Source organism: Rhizobium leguminosarum, assembly GCF_010668065.1.
Lineage (GTDB): Bacteria > Pseudomonadota > Alphaproteobacteria > Rhizobiales > Rhizobiaceae > Rhizobium > Rhizobium leguminosarum_S.
Genome location: NZ_WUEN01000005.1, coordinates 178,410 through 199,913, shown reverse-complemented (window position 1 = coordinate 199,913; position 21,504 = coordinate 178,410). Strand labels below are relative to the sequence as shown.

The 21,504-nt window shown below is 60.9% G+C and carries 22 protein-coding genes; 8 read left to right on the top strand and 14 right to left on the bottom strand.

Features of this window, described 5'->3' with window-relative positions; all coding sequences use genetic code 11:
- Positions 1 to 51: 51 nt before the first annotated feature.
- Both GR198_RS16225 and GR198_RS16220 read right to left on the bottom strand, forming a co-directional pair.
- On the bottom strand, positions 52 to 456 hold the full coding sequence (locus GR198_RS16225; RefSeq protein ID WP_029870833.1) for an RNA-binding S4 domain-containing protein: 405 nt from the start codon (positions 454 to 456) through the stop codon (positions 52 to 54).
- Between the two features lie 2 nt (positions 457 to 458).
- Positions 459 to 3,731 (bottom strand): helicase-related protein, encoded by a 3,273-nt coding sequence (locus GR198_RS16220; protein WP_029870832.1) that lies wholly within the window; start codon positions 3,729 to 3,731, stop codon positions 459 to 461.
- 864 nt (positions 3,732 to 4,595) lie between these two features.
- On the opposite strand from GR198_RS16220, the gene GR198_RS16215 reads away from it, so the two are divergent.
- Together GR198_RS16215 and GR198_RS16210 are read left to right on the top strand one after the other, a co-directional pair.
- Positions 4,596 to 4,751: a DUF3309 family protein gene (locus tag GR198_RS16215; RefSeq protein ID WP_007632343.1), complete on the top strand. Its 156-nt coding sequence runs from the start codon at positions 4,596 to 4,598 to the stop codon at positions 4,749 to 4,751.
- Positions 4,752 to 4,778: 27 nt separating this feature from the next.
- On the top strand, positions 4,779 to 5,036 hold the full coding sequence (locus GR198_RS16210) for a YMGG-like glycine zipper-containing protein (RefSeq protein WP_003589657.1): 258 nt from the start codon (positions 4,779 to 4,781) through the stop codon (positions 5,034 to 5,036).
- A gap of 490 nt (positions 5,037 to 5,526) precedes the next feature.
- Here GR198_RS16210 and GR198_RS16205 read toward each other — a convergent pair whose 3' ends face one another.
- Both GR198_RS16205 and GR198_RS16200 read right to left on the bottom strand, forming a co-directional pair.
- Positions 5,527 to 6,252, bottom strand: coding sequence for a beta-ketoacyl-ACP reductase (locus GR198_RS16205; RefSeq protein WP_003543794.1), 726 nt, complete (start codon positions 6,250 to 6,252; stop codon positions 5,527 to 5,529).
- Between the two features lie 71 nt (positions 6,253 to 6,323).
- Positions 6,324 to 7,505, bottom strand: coding sequence for an acetyl-CoA C-acetyltransferase (locus tag GR198_RS16200; protein ID WP_028742653.1), 1,182 nt, complete (start codon positions 7,503 to 7,505; stop codon positions 6,324 to 6,326).
- A 238-nt stretch (positions 7,506 to 7,743) separates the two neighbouring features.
- On the opposite strand from GR198_RS16200, the gene phaR reads away from it, so the two are divergent.
- A complete protein-coding gene (phaR, locus tag GR198_RS16195) occupies positions 7,744 to 8,316 on the top strand; it encodes a polyhydroxyalkanoate synthesis repressor PhaR (RefSeq protein WP_029870831.1) in 573 nt (190 codons plus the stop codon).
- Here phaR and GR198_RS16190 read toward each other — a convergent pair.
- From GR198_RS16190 to mtgA, 5 genes are all read right to left on the bottom strand, one after another.
- Complete coding sequence (locus tag GR198_RS16190) at positions 8,311 to 8,718, bottom strand: hypothetical protein (protein ID WP_003543801.1); 408 nt, start codon at positions 8,716 to 8,718, stop codon at positions 8,311 to 8,313. The two genes, phaR and GR198_RS16190, sit on opposite strands and share 6 nt — an antisense overlap.
- Positions 8,719 to 8,863: 145 nt before the next feature.
- Complete coding sequence (rpmF, locus tag GR198_RS16185; RefSeq protein ID WP_003543812.1) at positions 8,864 to 9,049, bottom strand: 50S ribosomal protein L32; 186 nt, start codon at positions 9,047 to 9,049, stop codon at positions 8,864 to 8,866.
- Between the two features lie 155 nt (positions 9,050 to 9,204).
- Positions 9,205 to 9,852 carry a glutathione S-transferase family protein gene (locus GR198_RS16180; protein WP_164069257.1) on the bottom strand — a complete coding sequence of 216 codons (648 nt, stop codon included), beginning with the start codon at positions 9,850 to 9,852 and terminating at the stop codon, positions 9,205 to 9,207.
- A 13-nt stretch (positions 9,853 to 9,865) separates the two neighbouring features.
- On the bottom strand, positions 9,866 to 10,588 hold the full coding sequence (locus GR198_RS16175) for a DUF1868 domain-containing protein (RefSeq protein ID WP_164069256.1): 723 nt from the start codon (positions 10,586 to 10,588) through the stop codon (positions 9,866 to 9,868).
- A gap of 157 nt (positions 10,589 to 10,745) precedes the next feature.
- Positions 10,746 to 11,483, bottom strand: coding sequence for a monofunctional biosynthetic peptidoglycan transglycosylase (gene mtgA, locus GR198_RS16170; protein ID WP_017989804.1), 738 nt, complete (start codon positions 11,481 to 11,483; stop codon positions 10,746 to 10,748).
- Positions 11,484 to 11,618: 135 nt separating this feature from the next.
- On the opposite strand from mtgA, the gene GR198_RS16165 reads away from it, so the two are divergent.
- Entirely contained in the window at positions 11,619 to 12,533 is a 915-nt protein-coding gene (locus GR198_RS16165) for a polyprenyl synthetase family protein (RefSeq protein WP_017995510.1), read from the top strand.
- Positions 12,534 to 12,543: 10 nt separating this feature from the next.
- Here the strand turns inward: GR198_RS16165 and hisC are convergent, their stop codons facing one another.
- From hisC to GR198_RS16145, 4 genes are all read right to left on the bottom strand, one after another.
- The gene (gene hisC / locus GR198_RS16160) at positions 12,544 to 13,605 is read right to left on the bottom strand and encodes a histidinol-phosphate transaminase (protein ID WP_164069255.1); all 1,062 of its coding nucleotides are present in this window, start codon (positions 13,603 to 13,605) and stop codon (positions 12,544 to 12,546) included.
- A 16-nt stretch (positions 13,606 to 13,621) separates the two neighbouring features.
- Positions 13,622 to 14,872 (bottom strand): flavodoxin-dependent (E)-4-hydroxy-3-methylbut-2-enyl-diphosphate synthase, encoded by a 1,251-nt coding sequence (gene ispG, locus GR198_RS16155; protein WP_003543839.1) that lies wholly within the window; start codon positions 14,870 to 14,872, stop codon positions 13,622 to 13,624.
- Positions 14,873 to 14,968: 96 nt separating this feature from the next.
- Positions 14,969 to 16,159 (bottom strand): MFS transporter, encoded by a 1,191-nt coding sequence (locus GR198_RS16150; RefSeq protein ID WP_164069254.1) that lies wholly within the window; start codon positions 16,157 to 16,159, stop codon positions 14,969 to 14,971.
- 62 nt (positions 16,160 to 16,221) lie between these two features.
- Positions 16,222 to 16,998 carry a DeoR/GlpR family DNA-binding transcription regulator gene (locus tag GR198_RS16145; RefSeq protein ID WP_164069253.1) on the bottom strand — a complete coding sequence of 259 codons (777 nt, stop codon included), beginning with the start codon at positions 16,996 to 16,998 and terminating at the stop codon, positions 16,222 to 16,224.
- A 213-nt stretch (positions 16,999 to 17,211) separates the two neighbouring features.
- Between GR198_RS16145 and GR198_RS16140 the strand changes: the two genes are divergently transcribed.
- From GR198_RS16140 to GR198_RS16125, 4 genes are all read left to right on the top strand, one after another.
- Positions 17,212 to 18,081, top strand: a complete 870-nt coding sequence (locus GR198_RS16140; protein ID WP_164069252.1) for a DMT family transporter — start codon at positions 17,212 to 17,214, stop codon at positions 18,079 to 18,081.
- A 152-nt stretch (positions 18,082 to 18,233) separates the two neighbouring features.
- Positions 18,234 to 19,007 carry an amino acid ABC transporter substrate-binding protein gene (locus GR198_RS16135; RefSeq protein WP_011653981.1) on the top strand — a complete coding sequence of 258 codons (774 nt, stop codon included), beginning with the start codon at positions 18,234 to 18,236 and terminating at the stop codon, positions 19,005 to 19,007.
- A gap of 214 nt (positions 19,008 to 19,221) precedes the next feature.
- On the top strand, positions 19,222 to 19,902 hold the full coding sequence (locus tag GR198_RS16130) for an amino acid ABC transporter permease (protein WP_130853453.1): 681 nt from the start codon (positions 19,222 to 19,224) through the stop codon (positions 19,900 to 19,902).
- Entirely contained in the window at positions 19,899 to 20,660 is a 762-nt protein-coding gene (locus GR198_RS16125; protein WP_164069251.1) for an amino acid ABC transporter ATP-binding protein, read from the top strand. Before GR198_RS16130 ends, GR198_RS16125 begins: the two co-directional genes overlap by 4 nt.
- A 156-nt stretch (positions 20,661 to 20,816) precedes the next feature.
- Here GR198_RS16125 and GR198_RS16120 read toward each other — a convergent pair whose 3' ends face one another.
- Positions 20,817 to 21,389 carry an NADPH-dependent FMN reductase gene (locus GR198_RS16120; RefSeq protein WP_164069250.1) on the bottom strand — a complete coding sequence of 191 codons (573 nt, stop codon included), beginning with the start codon at positions 21,387 to 21,389 and terminating at the stop codon, positions 20,817 to 20,819.
- Positions 21,390 to 21,504 lie beyond the last annotated feature (115 nt).

Here is a 21,504-nt window from a genome sequence, read left to right as displayed (position 1 = left end):
GGATTTCAAGGATAAACGATCTGCAAAAGCCGCCGCCGCAGACAGAGTTTTCTAATCCTCGTCCGACATCAGCCTGTCGATCGCACGCCTTTCCTTTTTGGTCGGACGGCCGGCGCCGGTCGCCCGGATCGCCTGCTCGTAGGGCGTGAGACGTTTTGCCTCATCAGGCGGCGGGGATTGATCGTCGTAGAGCAGCCGCGCCTCCTCGTAAGGACCCCGCCGCTCGCCGGCAAGGCGCACGACGAGAACGACATCGCGCCGCTCCAGCGTCAGCTCGATACGGTCGCCCGGCTTGACCATCTGGCTCGGATGGCTGCAGCGCTCGCCGTTGATGCGCACATGGCCCGATTGGATATGGCTCTGCGCCACCGAGCGTGACTTCGCCATGCGCGCGAAGAACAGCCACTTGTCGATGCGCTGGCGCGAACCGCTTGTCGGCTGCGTCTCCCCGCTCATGACTACTTCTTCATCTGCTCCTTGAGAGCTGCGAGCTTGGCGAAAGGCGAATCCGGATCGATCGGCTTCTCCTTGCGGGGCGGCTTGGCCTCGAAGCGCAACGGCTGCGAGCCGCCACGATTGTTGTTGCGGTCGTTGCGATCGTTACGCTCGCCGCGATCCTTGCGATCGCCACGGTCCTGCCGGTCGCCGCGCGGCTGGTCGCCCCGTGGTTGGTTGTTGCGGTCGCCTCTTGCCTGCTGCGGCCGGCCACCATCGCGACCGCCGCCTTCCTTGCCACGATTCTGGCGATTGTTGTCGCGGCCGTCGCCGCCGCGATTGCCCTCGCCGCCTTCACCACCGCCCGGCCGGCGATTGCGGTCGCCGCGCTCCTGGTTTTGACCTCGCTCCTGGCCCTGGCCGCCACGGCGTTCGCCATGCCCACCGCGCGCCTGGCGCTGATTGTCGTTGCGGCCGCCGAGACGCCACAGAAGAACCGGCTTCGGTTCCGTCGGCTCGCCGGCTTCCCCAGGAGCAGATCCTGCTTCCTCGGAAGCCGATACCGCTTCCGCAGGAGCGGAGGTTTCTTCGGCAGCTGAGGCTTCCGCGGCAGCGGGTGCCTCGATCGGTTCGGCCGGAGGGGGGCTTTCGACCGCTTCCGTCACGGGCGCGTCGGCGACCGCCGAAGCCGCCTCGATTGCGGATGGCTCGGCAGCAGTCTCTTCCGCGGCGCCGTCGGCATCGTCGTGATCGGCCTTCTCGGCTGTCTCTTCCGCCGGCGTTTGTGCGCTGGCGGCAGGCACGGAGGCCGCATCCTGCGCCGCAAGATGGACTGATGCTTCTTCCGCCTTCACGGCATCGGCGCGATAGCCGAGACCCTTGAGGATTTCTTCCATGTCCTCGAGCGTCGCCCCGAGGATCGACAGCATCGCCGTCGTCGTCGTGAAGCGGCGGCCGTCATAGGCGCCCTCCGGACGGTTATTCTGACCGGGCTTCCACTGCAGCAGCGGACGGATGATATCGGCAAGCCGTTCCAGGATGTCGATGCGCACGGCACGCTTGCCAAGGAAACGGAAGCCGGCGAGCTTGTAGAACATCCGCTCATAGCTCGGATCGGTGACCACGGAGGTGCGGCCGGCGGCAAGCACCGGAATGAGATCGCCGTAGCCCGGCTTGTCGAGACCGTCGTTCTTCAGCGCCCAGAGCAGCGTGATGAGTTCGGCCGGCGCCGGCTTCAGAAGTGCGGGAACGAAGATATGATAGGCGCCGAAACGCACGCCGTAGCGGCGCATGGAGGCACGGGCCTCCTGGTCCAGCGACTTCACCTCCTCGGTCACGTCGCGGCGGAACAGCACTCCGAGATTCTCGACGAGCTGGAAGGCAAGCCCCTTGGCAAGACCCTGCAGGTCCTCGGCGCGCGACAGGTCGTCGAGCGGCTTCAGCACCGTGCTGATATGATGATTGACGAAGCGCTCGATGCGGGCGGCGACGTGATCGCGGGCATTGCCCGTCAGTTGTTCGTCGGCCAGCAGGATCACGCGCGGACGCATGATGTGATCGCTGCCCGAAAGCCGCGCCACCGGGTCGCCCAGCCAACGGATCAACCCATCCGAACCGATCACGAGATCGCTGTTGCCGGCAGCATGCATCCGGGCCGCGCGGGCTTCGAACTCGAGCCCGAGCGCCTTCTGCGACGCGGCCTGAACCGCCTTGGCATCCGGTCCGTCCGTTCCCGCCACCGGCGTGAAACGGAATCCGCTCAACTGCCCTACATGATGTCCTTCAACGAAGACATCGCCATTCACACTGATTTCAGCTTCCAGCATCGCATTCTCTCTCAGGCGCTTCATGAGCACAGATGTCCTGCGATCAACAAAGCGTTTCGTCAACCTTTCATGTAACGCGTCGGACAATCGATCTTCGATTTCCCGCGTCTTTTCCTGCCAGTGTGTCGGATCGGCAAGCCAACCGGGCCGATTCGAAACGTAGGTCCAGGTCCTTATCTGCGCGATTCGCGCCGAAAGCGTGTCAATTTCGCCATCTGTTCGATCGGAGCGATGAACCTGCTCCGCAAGAAACTGCTCATTCACCGTGCCATAGCGGACGAGATCGGAAAAGAGGGTCGAGATAAGATCGGCATGTTGTGCTGGGGTGATACGCCGATAGTCGGGAAGCGCGCAAGCCTCCCAGAGTTTTTCGACGCGCGCCGGCCTGTCGGCGAGGTTGATGACCTCGGGATAACGCGAAAGCTGTTCGAGCGCCTGCTGGTCGACCGCAGGCAGCGCCCGCGTCAGCCCCGGCACGCGCGGCCCCGCCTCAAGGCTGGCGCGCAGCGACGCGATTGAGGAGAAGTCCATCTCCGTCGTCCGCCACTGCAAAACCTTGACGTTGTCGAATTCGTGTCCTTCGATGCGCTGCACCAGCTCGTCGTCGAAGGGCGAGACTTGCCCGGTGACGCCGAAGGTCCCGTCCCGCACATGCCGCCCGGCGCGCCCGGCGACCTGGCCGAGTTCGCCCGGATTGAGATTGCGGAACTGGTAACCGTCGAATTTCCGGTCCTGGGCAAAGGCGACGTGATCGACATCGAGGTTGAGGCCCATGCCGATCGCATCGGTCGCCACCAGATATTCGACGTCGCCCGCTTGATAAAGCGCCACCTGCGCATTGCGGGTGCGCGGGCTGAGTGCGCCGAGCACGACCGCAGCGCCGCCGCGCTGCCGGCGGATGAGCTCGGCGATGGCATAGACCTCGTCGGCGGAGAAGGCGACGATGGCCGAGCGCTGCGGCAGCCGTGTGATCTTCTTCTGCCCGGCATAGAAAAGATGCGAAAGCCGCGGCCGCTCGACGATAGTGATGCCGGGCAAGAGCTGTTGCAGGATCGGCCGCATCGTCGCCGCACCGAGCAGCAGCGTTTCCTCGCGGCCGCGAAGATGCAGGATGCGGTCGGTGAAGATATGGCCGCGCTCAAGATCGCCGGCGAGCTGTACCTCGTCGATCGCGACGAAGGCGGCTCTGGTCTCGCGCGGCATCGCTTCGACAGTGCAGACGGAAAAACGCGCATTGGGCGGCGAAATCTTTTCCTCGCCGGTGACCAGCGCCACGTTGTGCGCGCCAACCTTCTCGACCACCCGCGTATAGACCTCGCGCGCCAGCAACCGGAGCGGCAGGCCGATGACGCCCGTCCCGTGCGCGACCATGCGCTCGATGGCATAATGGGTCTTGCCGGTATTGGTCGGCCCGAGCACCGCGGTCACACCGCGTCCACTCAGAATCATCGGCTGCGAAGTCAGAGTCATGGGTCCATGCAAATGAGGCGGGGTGGCCCCAGGAAAATCTTGGCTCCCGATGGAAGCTGGACAACACATGGACAGCTGCCGCCGCAAACGCAAGGGCAGATTTCAAAATGCCTAGGGGATTACGACCTTTGCGAGTCCCATGGAGCGCCCGAATTTCCGATTCGGAACAGCGTGAGAACGAATCAGCGACGAATCGGTGACTCCAGCTGGTTCAGCTTTTGTTCACGGCTAAGTATTGATTTTGAATCACTTTTTCCCACTAGATGCTGAATCATGAGACTCTATCTTGTTCGCATTCTCGCCATCGCGAGTGACCGATTCCCGCCGATCTTGAACAGGCGAAAATCCGCCCGAAATTAACCTCTCGACCAAAGCCGGAACGAATCGGAGACGAATCGATGACTCCGCCGTTTTCGCCTTTCGTTCGCGGCCACATCTGGTAGCGGCTTCGGGTGCGGGCGCTAGATGCGGATCGGCGGCAAGGGCCTTCATTCCACCTCGCCGCACCGGCATTAATCTTTCGGGAGCCGGATTCAGATCGCGTTAAACTGCGGCAGCCGATACGGGTGCCGAGTGCAGGCGCCGATCAAAGAGGGAACGAATCGCTGACGAATCGGCGACATCACGATTTTCCCGCTTTGTTCACCGCAACATATTGTATTTAAATGATTTTTTAACCATGCAGGTGATTTCCCGCAATGGTCGAATTCGACCGATGCTGCCGACCATTTGTGAAAGCGGCCGTGCTCCTCAGAAAACCGCAAACAAGGTTTCGTCACATTTCGAGAGCTTAGCCGGGAACAAAAATCGCCAATAAGTGTTTCTCGTCCATTCGAATTGCAGATGAAATGAAGGGAATACACCATGCTCGGCACGATACTTCTTGTTATCCTTATTCTGCTTCTGATCGGAGCCCTGCCGAATTGGGGTTACAGCCGTGGCTGGGGCTATGGACCTTCTGGCGGTTTGGGGCTAGTTCTCGTGATTATCATTATCCTTGTACTCATGGGCCGCGTCTAAAGGCCTACTAACCTGGGGAGTTACGACATGATGAAGAAGATTGTTCTTATTGGTGCCCTCGTCGGCGCCTTGGCATCCTGCACCGCGACCGAGCAAGGTACGGCGATCGGCGCCGGCACCGGCGCGGTTATCGGCGGTGTCGTTACCAACAGCTGGGGTGGTGCCGCCGTCGGCGCCGTTGCCGGCGGCCTGACCGGCGCTCTGATCGGCCAGTCGGTCGAACGACGCGGCTACTGCGTCTATCGCGACCGCTACGGCCGCCGCTACGAGGCTCGTTGCCGCTGATCGGCAAAAGCATATCGGACTCCCAACGGGCGCTTCAGCGCCCGTTTTCTTTTGGCCTGCCGCATCCGTCAACGAGACGTTGACAATCGGTTGCGAAAGTCAAACCTACCGCCGCCCAACGGGCAGGCACATATTTCCTTCACGAGCGCAACGGACAGGCAGAGCCGCCCGGCGCACCGGAAAGGAAACGCTTCCATGATTCATATTTTGCTGAATTCCCTCGTCGCCGTTCTCATCGCATCGGCTTTCCTGACGACCGCGATATCAGCTCTCAGCACCGATGATCCTTCGCTGCGCAAAGTTCCGGCCAGAGTTCGGCCACAGCGACGTCCGAACACAGACCGCCGCTCTTGATCTTCCCGAAAACGCACCACTACTCCGGTAACAAACCGGCATCACGAGAGACGTCCAAAAACAGCGATAGCGCGTCCTGTCGGACGCGCTATCGCTTTGAATCTAATCTCTACTGTCGACTCGAAGGCAGAAATACCTAGGCGAAGAACTGTCCGCCGTTGGCCGTAATTGTCGAACCAGTGATGAAGCCGGCGTCGTCGGAGACGAGGAAGGTGACGCAGCGCGCGATCTCTTCCGGTTCGCCGAGACGACCGACGGGGATCTGCGGAATGATGCGTTCGTTCAGCACCTTCTCCGGCACGGCAAGCACCATTTCCGTTCCGATGTAACCGGGGCAAATAGCGTTGACGGTGATGTTCTTATTCGCCCCTTCCTGGGCCAGCGCCTTGGTGAAGCCGAGATCGCCCGCCTTGGCCGCCGAATAGTTCACCTGGCCCATCTGGCCCTTCTGCCCGTTGATCGACGAGATATTGACGATACGGCCGAAGCTGCGGTCACGCATGCCGGTCCAGACCTGATGCGTCATGTTGAACAGGCCCGTGAGGTTGGTATTGATCACCTCGTGCCACTGCTGCTGCGTCATCTTGTGGAACATCGCGTCGCGGGTAATGCCGGCATTGTTGACGAGGATTTCGACTGGGCCGATCTCGCTTTCGACCCTGGCAATTCCCTCGCCGCAGGCGAGGTAATCCGAAACATCCCATTTGAACACCGGAACGCCGGTAACGTCGTGGAAGGCTTTGGCCTTCTCGTCGTTGCCGGCATAGCTGGCGGCGACCCTGTATCCGGCATTTTTCAGTGCCATGGATATTGCCGCGCCGATGCCGCGCGTACCCCCGGTGACCAAAGCCACTCTGCTCATGTTCCGCTCCCCTTTTGTTTTTTGCCCCGCCGCTCGGCGGGATCTTCAATCAAACATGGATCGTATGCTATTTAAAGCGCTTCAAAGCACATGGCCACACCCATGCCACCGCCGATGCAAAGCGTGGCAAGACCCTTCTTCGCGCCGCGGCGCTTCATTTCGAACAGCAGCGTGTTGAGAACGCGCGCACCCGAGGCGCCGATCGGATGGCCGATCGCGATCGCTCCGCCATTGACGTTGACGATCGACGGATCCCATCCGAGATCCTTGGTGACGGCGCAGGCTTGCGCCGCGAAAGCCTCGTTGGCTTCGACGAGATCGAGATCGTTGACCGACCAGCCGGCCTTCTCGAGCGCCTTGCGCGAAGCCGGGATCGGTCCGGTGCCCATGATCTGCGGATCGACACCCGCCGTTGCCCAGGAAACGATGCGGGCGAGCGGCTGGATGCCGCGCCGGACTGCCTCGGCTTCGCTCATCAGCACCGCCACAGCGGCACCGTCGTTGAGGCCGGACGCGTTCGCGGCCGTGACCGTGCCGTCCTTGTCGAAGGCCGGGCGCAGCTTCCCCATCGCCTCTATCGTCGCGCCGTGACGGATATATTCGTCGGCGTCGACCGTAACGTCGCCCTTACGTGTCTTGATCACATAGGGGATGATCTCGTCGGTAAAGCGGCCGGCCTTCTGCGCCGCCTCGGCCTTGTTCTGCGAGCTGACCGCGAACTGATCCTGGTCGTCACGCGAAAGCTGCCACTGCCGCGCGACATTCTCGGCGGTGATGCCCATGTGGTAGCCGTGGAAGGCGTCGGTCAAGCCGTCCTTGATCATCGTGTCGATCATCTTCATGTCGCCCATCTTGACGCCGCCGCGTAAGTGCGCGGCATGCGGCGCCATCGACATGGATTCCTGGCCGCCGGCAACGATGATCTTGGCATCGCCGGTGGCGATCTGCTGCATGCCGAGCGCGACCGCGCGCAGGCCCGAGCCGCAGAGCTGGTTGACGCCCCAGGCTGTCGCTTCCTGCGGAATGCCGGCCTTCATCGCCGCCTGGCGGGCCGGGTTCTGGCCCTCGCCGGCGGCAAGCACCTGGCCGAGGATCACCTCATCCACCTCGCCGGCATCGACGCCGGCGCGCTCGAGCGCGCCCTTGATGACGGCCGCCCCGAGCTCATGCGCGAGGACCGTCGCGAAAGCACCGTTGAAGGCGCCGACTGCTGTTCGCCCTGCACTGGCGATGACGATGGATGGATTGCTCATGGGGACGCTCCTCGTTTTCGTCTCACTTACATAAGTCGAAACTGGCAAAGCTTGGAGCACAAGTCAAACGCGAAGACCGGCCGCCGTCATTTTTAGGCAAAGCCCGTCAAAGCCCGATTCATCTGCTCTGTTAAAGGTTTGCCGCATCGCACAAAGAGATTGTCACCGGGCTTCTTTTGCGTTTACAGTCTCAAATGGAGGAATATCCATAAATCAGACGGGGGTTCAGGAGACTGATATGGCGAAGCATGAGGGTCAGATCGTTATCAAGAAGTACGCCAATCGCCGCCTATACAACACAGGCACCAGCACCTATGTGACGCTGGAAGACCTGGCGGAGATGGTGAAGAAGGGCGAAGAATTTAACGTACAAGATGCAAAAAGCGGAGATGACATCACCCATTCGGTGCTGACCCAGATCATCTTCGAACAGGAATCGAAGACCGGCAACACATTGCTTCCGATCTCCTTCCTGCGCCAGCTCATCACCTATTACGGCGACCAGATGCAGATGGTCGTGCCGAGCTTTCTCGAACATTCAATGCGCTCCTTCACCGAACAACAGGCCCAGATGCGCGAGCAGGTAAACCGCGCCTTCGGCGAAACGCCGCTCGGCAAGAACCTGCAGTTGCCGATGCAGATGGTCGAGGACCATGTTCGCCGCAACACCGAGCTGTTTCAGCAGGCGATGCAGATGTTCTCGCCCTTCATGACGCCGCCAGCCAAGGAAAGCCGCAAGGCCGAGGCCAAGGATATCGACGAGCTGAAGGAACAGCTCCGCGCCCTTCAGAACAAGCTCGACAACCTATAATCCGATCGAGACGTCCCGCCCGGCGCTCCGGATCGACACGGCAAAACCGCCGATGACATCGATCAGAGCGATCGTCATCAAAATGAAGAAGACCTGCGTCGCAGCATCCCGGACGAGCAAAAACTCGACCAGGAATGCGATGAACACCAGCATCGACAGCATGTGGTTGACGAGATTGCCGGGACCGGTTCTGGTCGCTTTGAGGATTTCGAAGAACAGCACGACAAGTGCGATGACGATGAAAAGATCGCCGAGAGCCATGCTCCAGATCGCGCCCGAGATCATCGACAGCACGATGATATCATGTTGCAGTGCCGGAATGCCGCCATCGCCCATCAGGCCCAGCATCGCAAGATTGTAAAGAATAAACGGGATAATCATTAGGGGCATGGCGGCTATCATCGGCAATCTCCCAGCGCATCATGGAAGAATACTGCCGCAAACCCTTACCCCACCGCAAGTCATTGCAAATATTATATTGTCGAAATGCAAAAGGCCGGCATGACGCCGGCCTTGAAACTTCGATCGGACAAGCCGAATCGGGAAATTATGCACTTTCCTTCGGCGTCAGAACCTGGCGGCCGCGATACATACCGGTCTTCAGGTCGATATGATGCGGGCGGCGCAGTTCGCCGGAGTTCTTGTCTTCGACATAGGTCGGAGCCTTCAGGGCGTCTGCCGAACGGCGCATACCGCGCTTGGACGGGCTTGTTTTTCTCTTCGGTACAGCCATTTCTCTTACTCCACTTGCGGGCAAAACATTCCCACGGCCACACCGGCGGCCGAAACGGACATGTCGCGATTTCGGAATTTGGCGCGCTTATACATGCAAGGGGTGACCTTGACCAGTCCCCATGCGTATTTTTTGCAAAGCCGATGATTCCAGGCTCAGACTTCGTCTTCCGGCACGATCCAGGGCTCGGCGCGGGCCGCCTCTTCCCATTTCCGCCAGGCCGGATGCGCCTTCATGGTCTCCATATAGGCCAGCGTATCGTTTTGGCTGACGAGATCATAGATTTCGAACCGGTTGACGACAGGCGCAAACATCGCATCCGCCCCGCTGAACGCGCCAAACAGAAACGGTCCGCCGGATTGCTGCAGGAGGTCGCGCCAGATCGTCTCGATGCGGCTGATATCGGCGTCGACACCGTCCGGCAACGCGATCTTGCCCTTCGGCCGGCGGATATTCATCGGGCAGGCACCGCGCAGCGCCCGGAAGCCCGAAAGCATTTCCATCGAAACCGAACGGGCGAGCGCCCGCTCGGCGCGATCCCTCGGCAGAAGGCCGGCGTCCGGATAAAGCTCGGCGACATATTCGATGATCGCCAGCGATTCCCAGATCTTCAATGCACCGTGCTTGAGAAGCGGCACCCGCCCGGTCGGCGAAATCGCCTTGATATCGGGATTGCCACCAGGATAGTCGAAGGGGATCAGAACCTCCTCGAAATCGACGCCGGCGCCCGTCAGCGCCATCCACGGCCGGAACGACCAGGAGGAATAATTCTTGTTGGCGATATAGAGTGTCGGTCTATCCATGGGCCTCTCCCGTTCAGGCTTCAAAATCGAAGATCAGCAATTCGTGGAAATGGTTCATGTCCTCGAACACGCAGAATGCCGGCGGGGTCAGCTCGAAAACAGGGGCCTTGCGGCGGACATCGTCGGCCACATTGTCGAGCATTGCCTGCCAGCGCGGCAAGGCTTCGTCCTCCAACCGTTCAATCGCATAGGCGAAGGTCATGTGGAACTTATACTCGTCATGGTTCGGCTGGCGATAGCCCAGAAGCTCGGCCAGCGCATTGCGCCAGGCGCGCATGACCTTGCGGTCGTTCTCCGTGGCCCCGTCGACGAGCAGGCCCGACGGGCGAGCTTCGACGATGGCGACCTTGAAGGGATCGGCCATCGAGAAGCCTTCGAGCCGGGCCGCCATCAGCGCTATCATGTCGTCGATCGGCGCATCGAGAGGGAGATCGCCCGGCCAGCAATCCTGCCGGCGCCTGGTCTCGATGACACCTTCGAAAAGCGTCATGTGAATGCTTGATATCGGCGTGAAGAGGAACTGCGGGGCTTCGGGCATCGCCAGATATTTCTCACGCGCCTCGATCAGCACCGCTTGCGTCTGCGAACCCTTCTCGAGATGGCAAACGATGGTGTTGCCGGCTTCCGGCAGAAAGCCGCCGACCTTGCGATAGCGGCTGCCGAGATGGGTGGGCGGGATCGGATTATGCGTCTTCGAGTAAAGGAGAAGCTCGGGCGAAAACGTCGTGATGGTCATGGGCGACTCGGGGGCTCTGGTTGGACTGCATTCGCCCATATGGCAGAACCAAGAATGTCAGATGACACTTGCCGCTCTAACTATATAATTTAGAACAGGATTCAGATTTTGGGCGGATCGGCCTAAAATCATCCTGTTCTAGCGACAAGTTCTGATCTCAGTCATAGATGCACTTGATGTAATCGCCCGAACCTTGTGCGCGTCTCTCGATCACGCCGGCGAGCCGGCGAAGACCTCGTCCGGGCTTGCCGGCATTGCGGTCGATGGGGTTCGGCAGCGAGACGGCAAGCAGCGATGCCTGGCGCCGCGTCAGCTTCGAGGCCGGCACCTTGAAATGGTGTCGGGCCGCCGCCTCGATGCCGTAGATGCCGGGACCCCATTCGGCGATATTGAGATAGATTTCCATCAGCCGCCGTTTCGACAGGACGAAATCCGTGGTCACCGCGAGCGGAAGTTCCAGCGCCTTGCGTACGAAGGAGCGGCCGTTCCAGAGGAAGAGGTTTTTCGCCGTCTGCATCGGGATCGTGCTGCCGCCGCGCGTCGCCTGACCTTTCAGCGTATCCTCGACCAGCATGCGCATTTCCGCCCAGTCGACGCCGCCGTGAAAGCAATATTGCCCGTCCTCCGACATCATCACCGACTGCACCACAACAGGGGCGATGTTATCAAGCGACACCCATTGTCTGTCGTAACCACGCAGCAGCACGAGATCGCGCAGCATTAGTGTCGAGACGGGATGAATGAACGGCAGCAGATAGAAAAAGATCAGCGCATAGGGAAGGATCAGCACGATCAGCACGGCAAGAACAATGCGTTTCAACACACGCCTGTCTTCGAACCATCGCCGACGAGCCGGCATGTCGACGCTGTCCTCTCTCTCTGGCGCTATATCCAATGTCCCCAGTCCGATTTCGCTCCTGTCGTTCTCATAACGCCTGTGCAGAGCTTATGCCAGAGTGCGCGGCGAATCTTGCTGCCGCCATCGACAATTCCGTTGCAAGCCCGGGGGCGCTCATGCCAAACAGCGCCCATGGACGCGAACCCGGACACTTTCGAGACGAGGCTGAAGAACAACGCCCGCGACATCGAGGCGCTGCTCGACGCATTGCTTTCACCGAGTGCCCTTTCCGATGAAATCGCCAGGCCCGAGAGGCTGCGCGATGCCATGCATTATGCTGTGCTCAACGGCGGCAAGCGGCTGCGCCCGTTTCTCGTCGTCGAAAGTGCAGCCCTTCTCGGCGGCGACGCTGAGGCGGCACTTCGCGTCGGCGCCGCGCTCGAATGCGTCCACTGCTATTCCCTCGTGCATGACGACCTGCCGGCCATGGACGATGACGACCTGCGCCGCGGCAAACCGACGGTACACATCAAGTTCGACGAAGCGACGGCGATCCTTGCCGGCGACAGCCTGCTGACCTATGCCTTCGACATCATCGCCGCGCCGGAAACGACCCTTGCCGATACGAACAAGGCATCGCTGGTGCTGGCCCTTGCCCGCGCAGCCGGTCTCGGCGGCATGGCCGGCGGCCAGGCGCTTGATCTCGCGGCGGAAAAGCAGGCCCCCGAAGAGGCCGGCATCATCCGCCTGCAGGCGATGAAAACAGGCGCGCTGATCCGCTTCGCCTGCGAAGCCGGCGCCATCATCTCGGCAAGCCTGCCGGAAGATCGCCGCCGCCTGCGCGCCTTCGGCGAAAAGATCGGCCTTGCTTTCCAGCTTGCCGACGACATTCTCGACCTGACTTCGGATGCGGCGACCATGGGCAAGGCGACCGGCAAGGATGCGGCCCGCGGCAAGGGAACGCTTGTGGCCCTGCGCGGCATGGAATGGGCCGAGACCCAGCTCCGTGAGCATGTCCGCGATGCCGAGGCGCTGCTGGCCCCCTATGGCCCCCGCGCCTCGACCCTCATCGCTGCAGCGCATTTCATCGCCGACCGGAAGAGCTGACCCCAGCAGGTCAGGCTGCCAGTATCTCCTGGAGAGCGGAGACCAGACGGGCACACTCGTCATCCGTGCCGATGCTGATCCGCAGGAAGTCCGAAATACGCGGCTTGGCAAAATGCCGGACGAGAATGCCGCGCTCCCGCAGAGCGGCTTGAAATGCTGCGCCAGAACGGCTTTGGTGCCTTGCGAAAACGAAATTCGCCTGGGACGGCAGAACCTTGAAATCCAGCGCTTCGAGTTCCCTAACAAGGCTTTCCCGGCTGGCGATGATGTTCCTTCGGCCTGTCTCGAACCACGCCTCGTCCTTGATCGCTGCCGTCGCGGCAAGCTGCGCCAGACGATCGAGCGGATAGGAATTGAAGCTGTCCTTGACCCGCTCCAGCGCCTCGATCAGCGGCCGCTGCCCCAGCGCAAAGCCGATGCGCAGACCGGCAAGTGAACGGGACTTCGACAGGGTCTGGATCACCAGTAGGTTGGGATAGGTTGAAACGAGCCCGGCGGCGCTCTCACCGCCGAAATCGATATAGGCCTCGTCTATGACGACGACCGCATCCGGATGGGCGGCAAGAAGTGCCTCGATGCCGGTGAGCGGCAGGGCAATGCCGGTCGGCGCGTTCGGATTGGGGATGATGATCGCGCCGCAAGGCCTGTCGTAATCGTCCAGCCGGATCCGGAACCCATCGTCAACAGGCACCTCGATCGCTTCGACGCCGTATAGCAGGCTATAGGTCGAATAGAAGGCGTAGGTCACATCAGGATAGAGAAGCGGCCGCTCATGTTTCAGCAGCGCCTGGAACGCATGCGCGAGAACCTCGTCGGAGCCATTGCCGACGAATACTTCCTCCGCCGTCAGGCCGAAACGGGCCGCGATCGTCTCGCGCAATTCCGTGGCAGAGGGATCGGGATAGAGCCGCAGACGATCGTCCGCCGCCTCCCGGATCGCCTCGATCGCCTTCGGAGACGGCCCGTAAGGATTTTCGTTGGTATTGAGCTTGACCATGTTCGCGATACGGGGCTGCTCGCCCGCGACATAGGGCCGAAGCTTGCTGACGATTGGCGACCAGTACTGGCTCATCCGAACTTGCGGGCGGTCATTCCGCCGCCGTCCGCTGGCCAAAACGCTTCTCGATATAGTCGACAACAAGCGCCTCGAAATCGGCGGCGATATTAGGACCGCGCAGCGTCAGCGCCTTCCTGCCGTCGATGAAGACGGGGGCGGCCGGCGTTTCGCCAGTGCCCGGAAGCGAAATGCCGATATCGGCATGTTTGCTTTCGCCCGGCCCGTTGACGATGCAGCCCATGACGGCGACGTTCAGCGCCTCGACTCCGGGATATTTCTCGCGCCAGACCGGCATGTTCTTGCGGATGTCGTTCTGGATGTTCTGGGCAAGCTCCTGGAATACCGTCGACGTCGTACGTCCGCAGCCCGGACATGCCGCAACCACGGGTATGAACTGGCGGAAGCCCATGACCTGCAGGATTTCCTGCGCCACCTGCACTTCGCGCGTGCGATCGCCGTTCGGCTCCGGCGTCAGCGACACGCGGATCGTATCGCCGATGCCGTGCTGCAGCACGAAGCCCATCGCCGCCGACGAGGCGACGATGCCCTTGGTGCCCATGCCGGCTTCAGTCAGGCCGAGATGCAGTGCATGATTGGAGCGTTCGGCGAGCATGGAATTGACGGCGATCAGGTCCTGCACCTGGCTGACCTTGGCCGACAGGATAATGCGGTTGCGCGGCAGGCCGATCTCTTCGGCAAGGGCTGCCGACAGCAGCGCCGACTGCACGATCGCCTCGCGCGTTACCTGCCGGGCCGAAAGCGGGGACCCGGCTTCGGCGTTCTGGTCCATCAGGGCCGTCAGCAGATCCTGATCGAGCGAACCCCAGTTGACGCCGATGCGCACCGGCTTGTCATAGCGGATCGCCATCTCGATAATCTCGGCGAACTGCTTGTCCTTCTTGTCCTTGAAGCCGACATTGCCGGGGTTGATGCGGTATTTCGCCAGCGCTTCGGCACAATCCGGATGATCGGCAAGTAGCTTATGGCCGATATAATGGAAGTCGCCGATCAAGGGCACGTCCATGCCGAGGCGCAGAAGCCGCTCGCGGATCTTCGGCACGGCGGCCGCACTCTCGTCGCGGTCGACGGTGATGCGCACCAGTTCCGACCCCGCCCGGTGGAGAGCGGCGACCTGCGCGACGGTGGAATCAATATCGGCCGTATCGGTGTTCGTCATGGATTGCACAACGACCGGCGCCCCGCCGCCGACGATGACGCCGCCGACATCGACGGCAACGGAAGCGCGGCGCGGTTTCGGATCAAAATCGGCGGCTGAAGACATGGAGAGTTCTTGCACCCCTAAAAACAGTGCTTTTCAGGTGGATCAAGGCCGGCTGCTTGTCAACCGCCCCTGATATCACTTTTGTTGGGAGGCGGCTCAGTGACCGCCTCCGGAGGTCTCATCGGCATAATGGGCCAGGTTGGACAGCAGCAGAACGACGATGAGCAGCACCGGCAGCGCCATGAAAACGACGGCAAAGCCGATATGCTCGGCGACGAAGCCGATCAACGATGGCGCAACCAGCATGCCGGAATAGCCCATGGTCGTGACCACCGAGATGGCGATGCCGGGCTTGAGGCCGGGTATGTTGCCCGCCGCCGAGAAGGCGATCGGCACCATGTTGGAAATGCCGATACCGCAAAAGGCAAAGCCCAGGATGGCAAGCTCGGCATTGGGCGCCAGACCTGCAAGCAGCATGCCGACAATGGCAAACAGCGTGCAGATGCGCAGCGTCTTGACGCCGCCCAGACGGTCGCGCACCAGGTCGCCGGCAAAGCGCATAGCTGCCATGGTCCCCGAAAAGGCTGCGAAACCAAGGCCGGAAAGTGCCACGGATGCACCCATTTCCTGCCGAAGATAAAGCGCGCCCCAATCCAGAACCGCGCCTTCCGGCACCATGCTGAACAGCGCCATCAGTCCGAGCAGCCACGGCAGCGGCACCATCGGCAGCTTCGTCTTTTCCTTCTTGGTGTCGGGATGCGGCGGATCCGCAAGGATCATCGGCCAGGCGACAGCAACGAAAATTGCCGCCAGCACCGTCGCCAGTTGCGCATGGCCGAGAATGCCGAGCTTGGAGATCACGATGCCGCCGAGACCGGAGCCGATCAGTCCGCCAAGGCTCCAGAAAGAGTGGCAGGACGACATGATGGCGCGGCGCATGGATTTCTCGACCGAGACCGCATTGGCATTCATCGCCACATCCATTGCGCCGATGAAGCCGCCGAACAGGAAGAGCGAGATCGCCCCGGTGAGCACATTTGGCGAGAGCGTCAATGCCAGCAGCAACGGCAGCACGCAGACAGCCAGGACTTGAACGACGATACGCGAGCCGTGTTTGGCGATCTGCGCACCGGCGATCGGCATCATGACCAGCGAGCCGACGCCGAAGACGAGGATCATCAGCCCAAGTTCGAACTTGGTCAGCGCCAGACGCTCGGCAAAATCCGGGATCTTCGGCGCCCAGCAGCCGACGACAAAACCGTTCATGAGAAAGAGCAGGGAAACCGCCGCTCTGCTTCTGGTAATGAAGCCGCTCCGGGCTTCCGGCGCACTTACATGACTGTCCATTTCGGTCTTTCCTCATTGCCGGGCTTGCTTGGCCCGGTTTCCCTAAACTCTATGACGTCGCCTCAGTTCGTTTTCTCGGCGAGAACAGTCCTGCATCCGCGTTCGCGGTAACGGGCGAGAATGTCCGGATCGGCATCGTGCTCGACGACCAGGCATTCGCAATGGGCAACCGGCAGGATGCTATGGGGGGCGGCAGTGCCGAATTTCTCCGAGGTTGCAGCCACCAACACCCTTTTGCTCCTGGATGTCGCAAACCGCTTGAACTCCGCATCCTCGAAGCCGAACACCGTGATGCCGGCCTCGAGATCAACGCCACAGGCGCCGAGAATGCAGAGATCAGGCGAAATCTGCTCCATGTCCCGCAAAGCCTTGGCGCCGAGCGCACCGCCCGTCTGCCGATCCACCATTCCTCCGATCAGGATGACGTTGACGGCAGGCTTCTCGATCAGCGCTGCGGCAATCGCCGGCGCATTCGTCGCAGCCGTCAGTGCAAGTTCGGCCGGCAATGCGTTGGCAATCGCCAGATTGGTGCTGCCGGCATCGAAGAACACGGTCGAGCCGGCGGCAATCTGCTTTGCTGCAGCGCGCGCCAGCGCCTGTTTCCGGTCAGCGGCAAAGCCGATGCGCTGCGTCAGGCTTCCGTGTGCCGGCGAGACCGGCAATGCACCGCCATAAACTCGCTCGCAGAGCCCTGCCGCCGCCATCTCGCGCAGATCCCGCCGTACCGTATCCTCGGAAACACCGAATTCGAGCGCCAGCTCGGTCGCCAGCACGCGGCCATTCAGCCGCAGCCTCTCGGAAATCACGCCTTGGCGCTCTCGTAACAAAAAATCCTGCATGTTCCTACCGGATCGAGACCTCATAAAACCGAAAACGTGCATAACCGCTTATGATCATGCAGGCAATATGCACGGTCACACGTTTTCTGACGTTTTGAAATAAAGCTCCACCGCCAGAGCAAATATGCCCTATTGACCGGTCCGAGAGGCGGGAATATCGATTGGACATTCCCGATTCCCGCCGGCATATCCGCCACCTGGTGTGTTCTCCCCGTGAAAAACTCCGTCAGCCTGGGCATCCTGCTCACGACCGTCGCCTATATGGCGTTCACCTTCCATGACGCGATCATCAAGATCCTGGTTTCAAGTATCCCCGTCTGGCAGATCCTGTTTTTCCGCAGTCTCACCATCCTCGTCGGTTGTCTCGCCTATGGTCGCGGCAAGCTCGTCCATCAGACGATTACATCACCGATCATCAAGCCGATGATCGCCCGCAGCATCCTTCTGCTCTGCGCCTGGCTTTCCTATTATTCCGCCGCGAGCCGCCTGCAGCTTGCCGAAGTGACCACGCTTTATTACGCCGCACCTGTCGTCGGCACCTTGCTTGCCTGGTTCATCCTGAAGGAGAAAGTCACGCCAGCGCGTTGGCTGGCCGTCGGCGTCGGCTTCGTCGGTGTCCTCATCGCCTGCAATCCGATCGGTCTCACCATCTCCTGGCCGGTCTACCTGGCGCTGCAGGCGGCCGTGCTCTGGGCCTGCGCCATGGTGCTGCTGCGCAAGACCTCGCTGCACGAAAAGACGATTATCCAGCTCGCCGTTTCCAACGTCTTTTTTCTTGTCATGACCGGCGTTGCCGTTCTCTACACTTGGCAGACACCCGATATGACGCAGCTCGCGCTTCTCATCGCCACCGGCGTCGTTGCCGGCTGCGCGCAGTTCGCCCTTTTCGAAGGCATGCGCCAAGCGCCCGTCTCCGTGCTTGCGCCATTCGAATACAGCTCTCTCATCTGGGCCTTCCTCCTGGGGTATCTGATCTGGGCCGATATCCCCACGCCCAATGTGGTCGTCGGCGCGGCGATGATCCTCGGCGCCGGATTAATCATCATCGTCAGCGAAAAACTGCGCCGCCGCATCGCGGCCTGATGCCTGTTTCTGCAGGTTTCATGGTTCGAGCGGCCGTTTGAGAAAAATATTTGCAGTTGCTGCTTTTATTCGCAGTTTTCTACGCTTCCTGCGCCATAATTTTCTGCCAACTATCCCCATCCGATAACAACCTCCCAAGGATGGATAAAACAATGAACTGGTTGAAAACCGTCGCCGCCGCCGCCCTCATTCAGGCTGCAGCCCTCCTGCCTGCCCATGCCGGTGAAAACCTCGCCGCCATCAAATCGGCCGGCGTCTTCAAGATCGGCACCGAAGGCACCTATGCGCCTTTCACCTATCATGACGAAAGCGGCAAGCTCGTCGGCTTCGATGTCGAGATCGGCGAAGCGATCGCCGCCAAGCTCGGCGTCAAGGCTGAGTTCGTCGAAGGCAAGTGGGATGGCCTGATCGCCGGCCTCGATGCCAAACGCTACGATACCGTCATCAACCAGGTCGGCATCACCGAAACCCGTAAGCAGAAATACGATTTCTCCGAGCCTTATATCGCCTCCAAGGCCGTGTTGATCGCCCGCGACGGCGACGACAGCATCAAGTCCTTCGCCGACCTGAAGGGCAAGAAGGCCGCCCAGTCGCTGACCAGCAACTTCGGCAAGCTCGCAACCGAAGCCGGTGCCGAACTCGTCGGCACTGACGGTTTTGATCAATCGATCCAGTTAGTGCTGACCAAACGCGCCGACGCCACGATCAACGACAGCCTCTCCTTCCTCGATTTCAAAAAACACAAGCCGGACGCGCCGGTGAAGATCGTCGCCGAGCAGGAAAATGCCGATTACTCCGGCATCATCATCCGCAAGAACGAGCCGGAGCTTCTGGCCGAAATCAACAAGGCGCTTGCCGACATCAAAGCCGACGGCACTTACAAGAAGATCGCCGACAAATATTTCGGCCAGGACGTTTCCAAGTAAGCTTCGTTCAAGAAAAAGTCCCCTCCCCAACCCCTCCCTACAAGGGGGAGGGACTTTGGCGGCGGAACGCCTCATCTCCAAATAACCGTTTCGGCCTGCCGCTCGGTCGCGATTTCTTGCGAGGCGGCACCTAGATAAGTCCCTCCCCCTTGTGGGGAGGGGTTGGGGAGGGGTATTTCGAGTATCACGACCCAACCGACGAGAGGGAACCCCCTTGCCGCACTGGCTCCAACTGATGGCGGAATCGCTACCCTCGCTCCTCTGGGCGGGGTTGATCTTCACCATTCCGCTGACCCTGCTATCCTTCGCCTTCGGGCTGACGCTCGGGCTCGCCACGGCGATCGGCCGGCTCTTCGGGCCGATGCCGCTTTCGGCCGTCGCGCGCTTCTATGTCTGGGTCATCCGCGGCACGCCGCTGCTCGTCCAGCTCTTTGTCATCTTCTACGGCCTGCCGAGCCTCGGCATCCTGCTCGATGCCTTTCCCGCCGCCCTCATCGGTTTCACGCTGAATATCGGCGCCTACAGCTCCGAGATCATCCGCGCCGTCATCTCTTCGGTGCCCAAAGGTCAGTGGGAAGCGGCCTATTCGATCGGCATGAGCTGGCGCCAGGCGATGAGCCGCACTATCCTGCCGCAGGCCGCCCGCGTCGCCGTGCCGCCTTTGTCGAATACCTTCATCTCACTGGTCAAGGATACCTCGCTTGCCGCCGCGATCACCGTACCGGAACTCTTCCAGGCCGCGCAACGCATCGTCGCCACCACCTACGAGCCGCTGATCCTCTACATCGAGGCGGCGCTGGTCTATCTCGTCCTGAGCTCCGTCCTCTCGCAGCTGCAGGTGCGGCTGGAACGCCGCTTCGCGCGGTATGGCGGCATGCTGGAGGCAAATGCATGATCGAGCTTTCCAACATCGAAAAGCGCTTCGGCGATGCCGTCATCCTCAAGGACATCAGCATCCGCATCCCCGAAGGCAGCGTTACCGCGCTCGTCGGTCCTTCCGGCGGCGGCAAGAGCACGCTGCTGCGCTGCATCAACCTGCTCGAAATTCCGACCGCCGGCTCCATCCGCCTCGGAGAGGAAACGCTGGCCTTTGCACCGGGCAAACGAACGAGCTGGCCGGCGATCCAGAAGATCCGCCGCCAGACAGGCATGGTCTTCCAGAACTTCCAGCTCTTTCCGCATCAGACCGCGATCGAGAATGTCATGGAGGGCCTGGTGACGGTGCTGAGATGGCCGAGGGAAAAGGCGCGCGAGCGTGCGATGGAATTGCTGACCAAGGTCGGCATGACCGACAAGGCCGATGCCTGGCCTTCGACGCTGTCGGGCGGCCAGCAGCAGCGCGTCGCAATCGCCCGTGCCCTGGCGCCCTCGCCGAGCGTGCTTCTCTGCGACGAGCCGACATCCGCCCTCGATCCCGAGCTTTCGGCCGAAGTGGTCGATGTGCTGGGCAAGCTTGCCAGCGAAGGCACGACGATGGTGATGGCAACCCACGATCTCCGGCTCGCCTCGAAGATCGCCAATGACGTGGTTTTCCTAGAAGCCGGCAGCGTGGTGGAAACGGGCAGCGCCAAGGCGATCTTCAGCGCGCCGGAGCGCGAACGCACCAAGCGCTTCATCTCGACGATCAACGCCGCCCATACTTACGATATTTGAGCTAGAGCATGATGCCGAAAAGTGTGAGCGGTTTTCGGACGACATCATGCTCTATTTCTTTGATTTAGATCCGGATTCAGATTTTAGGCCGACTTGGCCTAAAATCATCCGGATCCAGTGCCGGGATGCGAACATCCCGGCTGGCTGGAACTCCAATCAGGAGGCCGTGACAACGGCACGCGCCGCCTTCAGCGCATTGCCCCACCAGATAAGCTGGTCGAGCTGGTTCTTCGCCGCTTCGTTGAGATGCGCGTAATCGCTGAGGCTCTTGCCTTCCTTGAGGACGCCGAGATATTCGCCAAGCGCGATATGCACGCCGGTTTTCACCGAAGCCGCACCCATTTCCACGAAGATCAGCCGGAGATGCTCGACCGCACGTGCGCCGCCGACGCCGCCGTAACCGACGAAGCCGACCGGCTTGTGGATGAACTCGCCGAGGTCGATGGCGTTCTTCAGAACCGCCGTTGGAGCGTGATTGTACTCGGCGACGGTGAAAATGAAGCCGTCGAATTCACGCAGCTTCTTTTTCCAGCGCTCTGCCGTCTCGCTTTCAGCGGTCGTGGCACGCTGCTCACCGAAAAAATGCATGGGGTAGTCGAGCAGGTCGAGAACCTCGACCTCGATGTCCTGCCGCTCGGCGGCGATAGCGGCAATCCACTTGGCCGGATGCTCGGCAAAACGGCCAATACGCGTGCTGCCGACGATGACGGCAATCTTCAACTTGCTCATGGATATCATTTCCTGATGGGTCTCGGGGGCGGATGGTGGGAGCGCAAGTTTATGAGAAAGCCTCCGCGCCGGGCAAGGCGCGAAGGCTTCGAAAAATCAGCTTTTTGACAGGCCG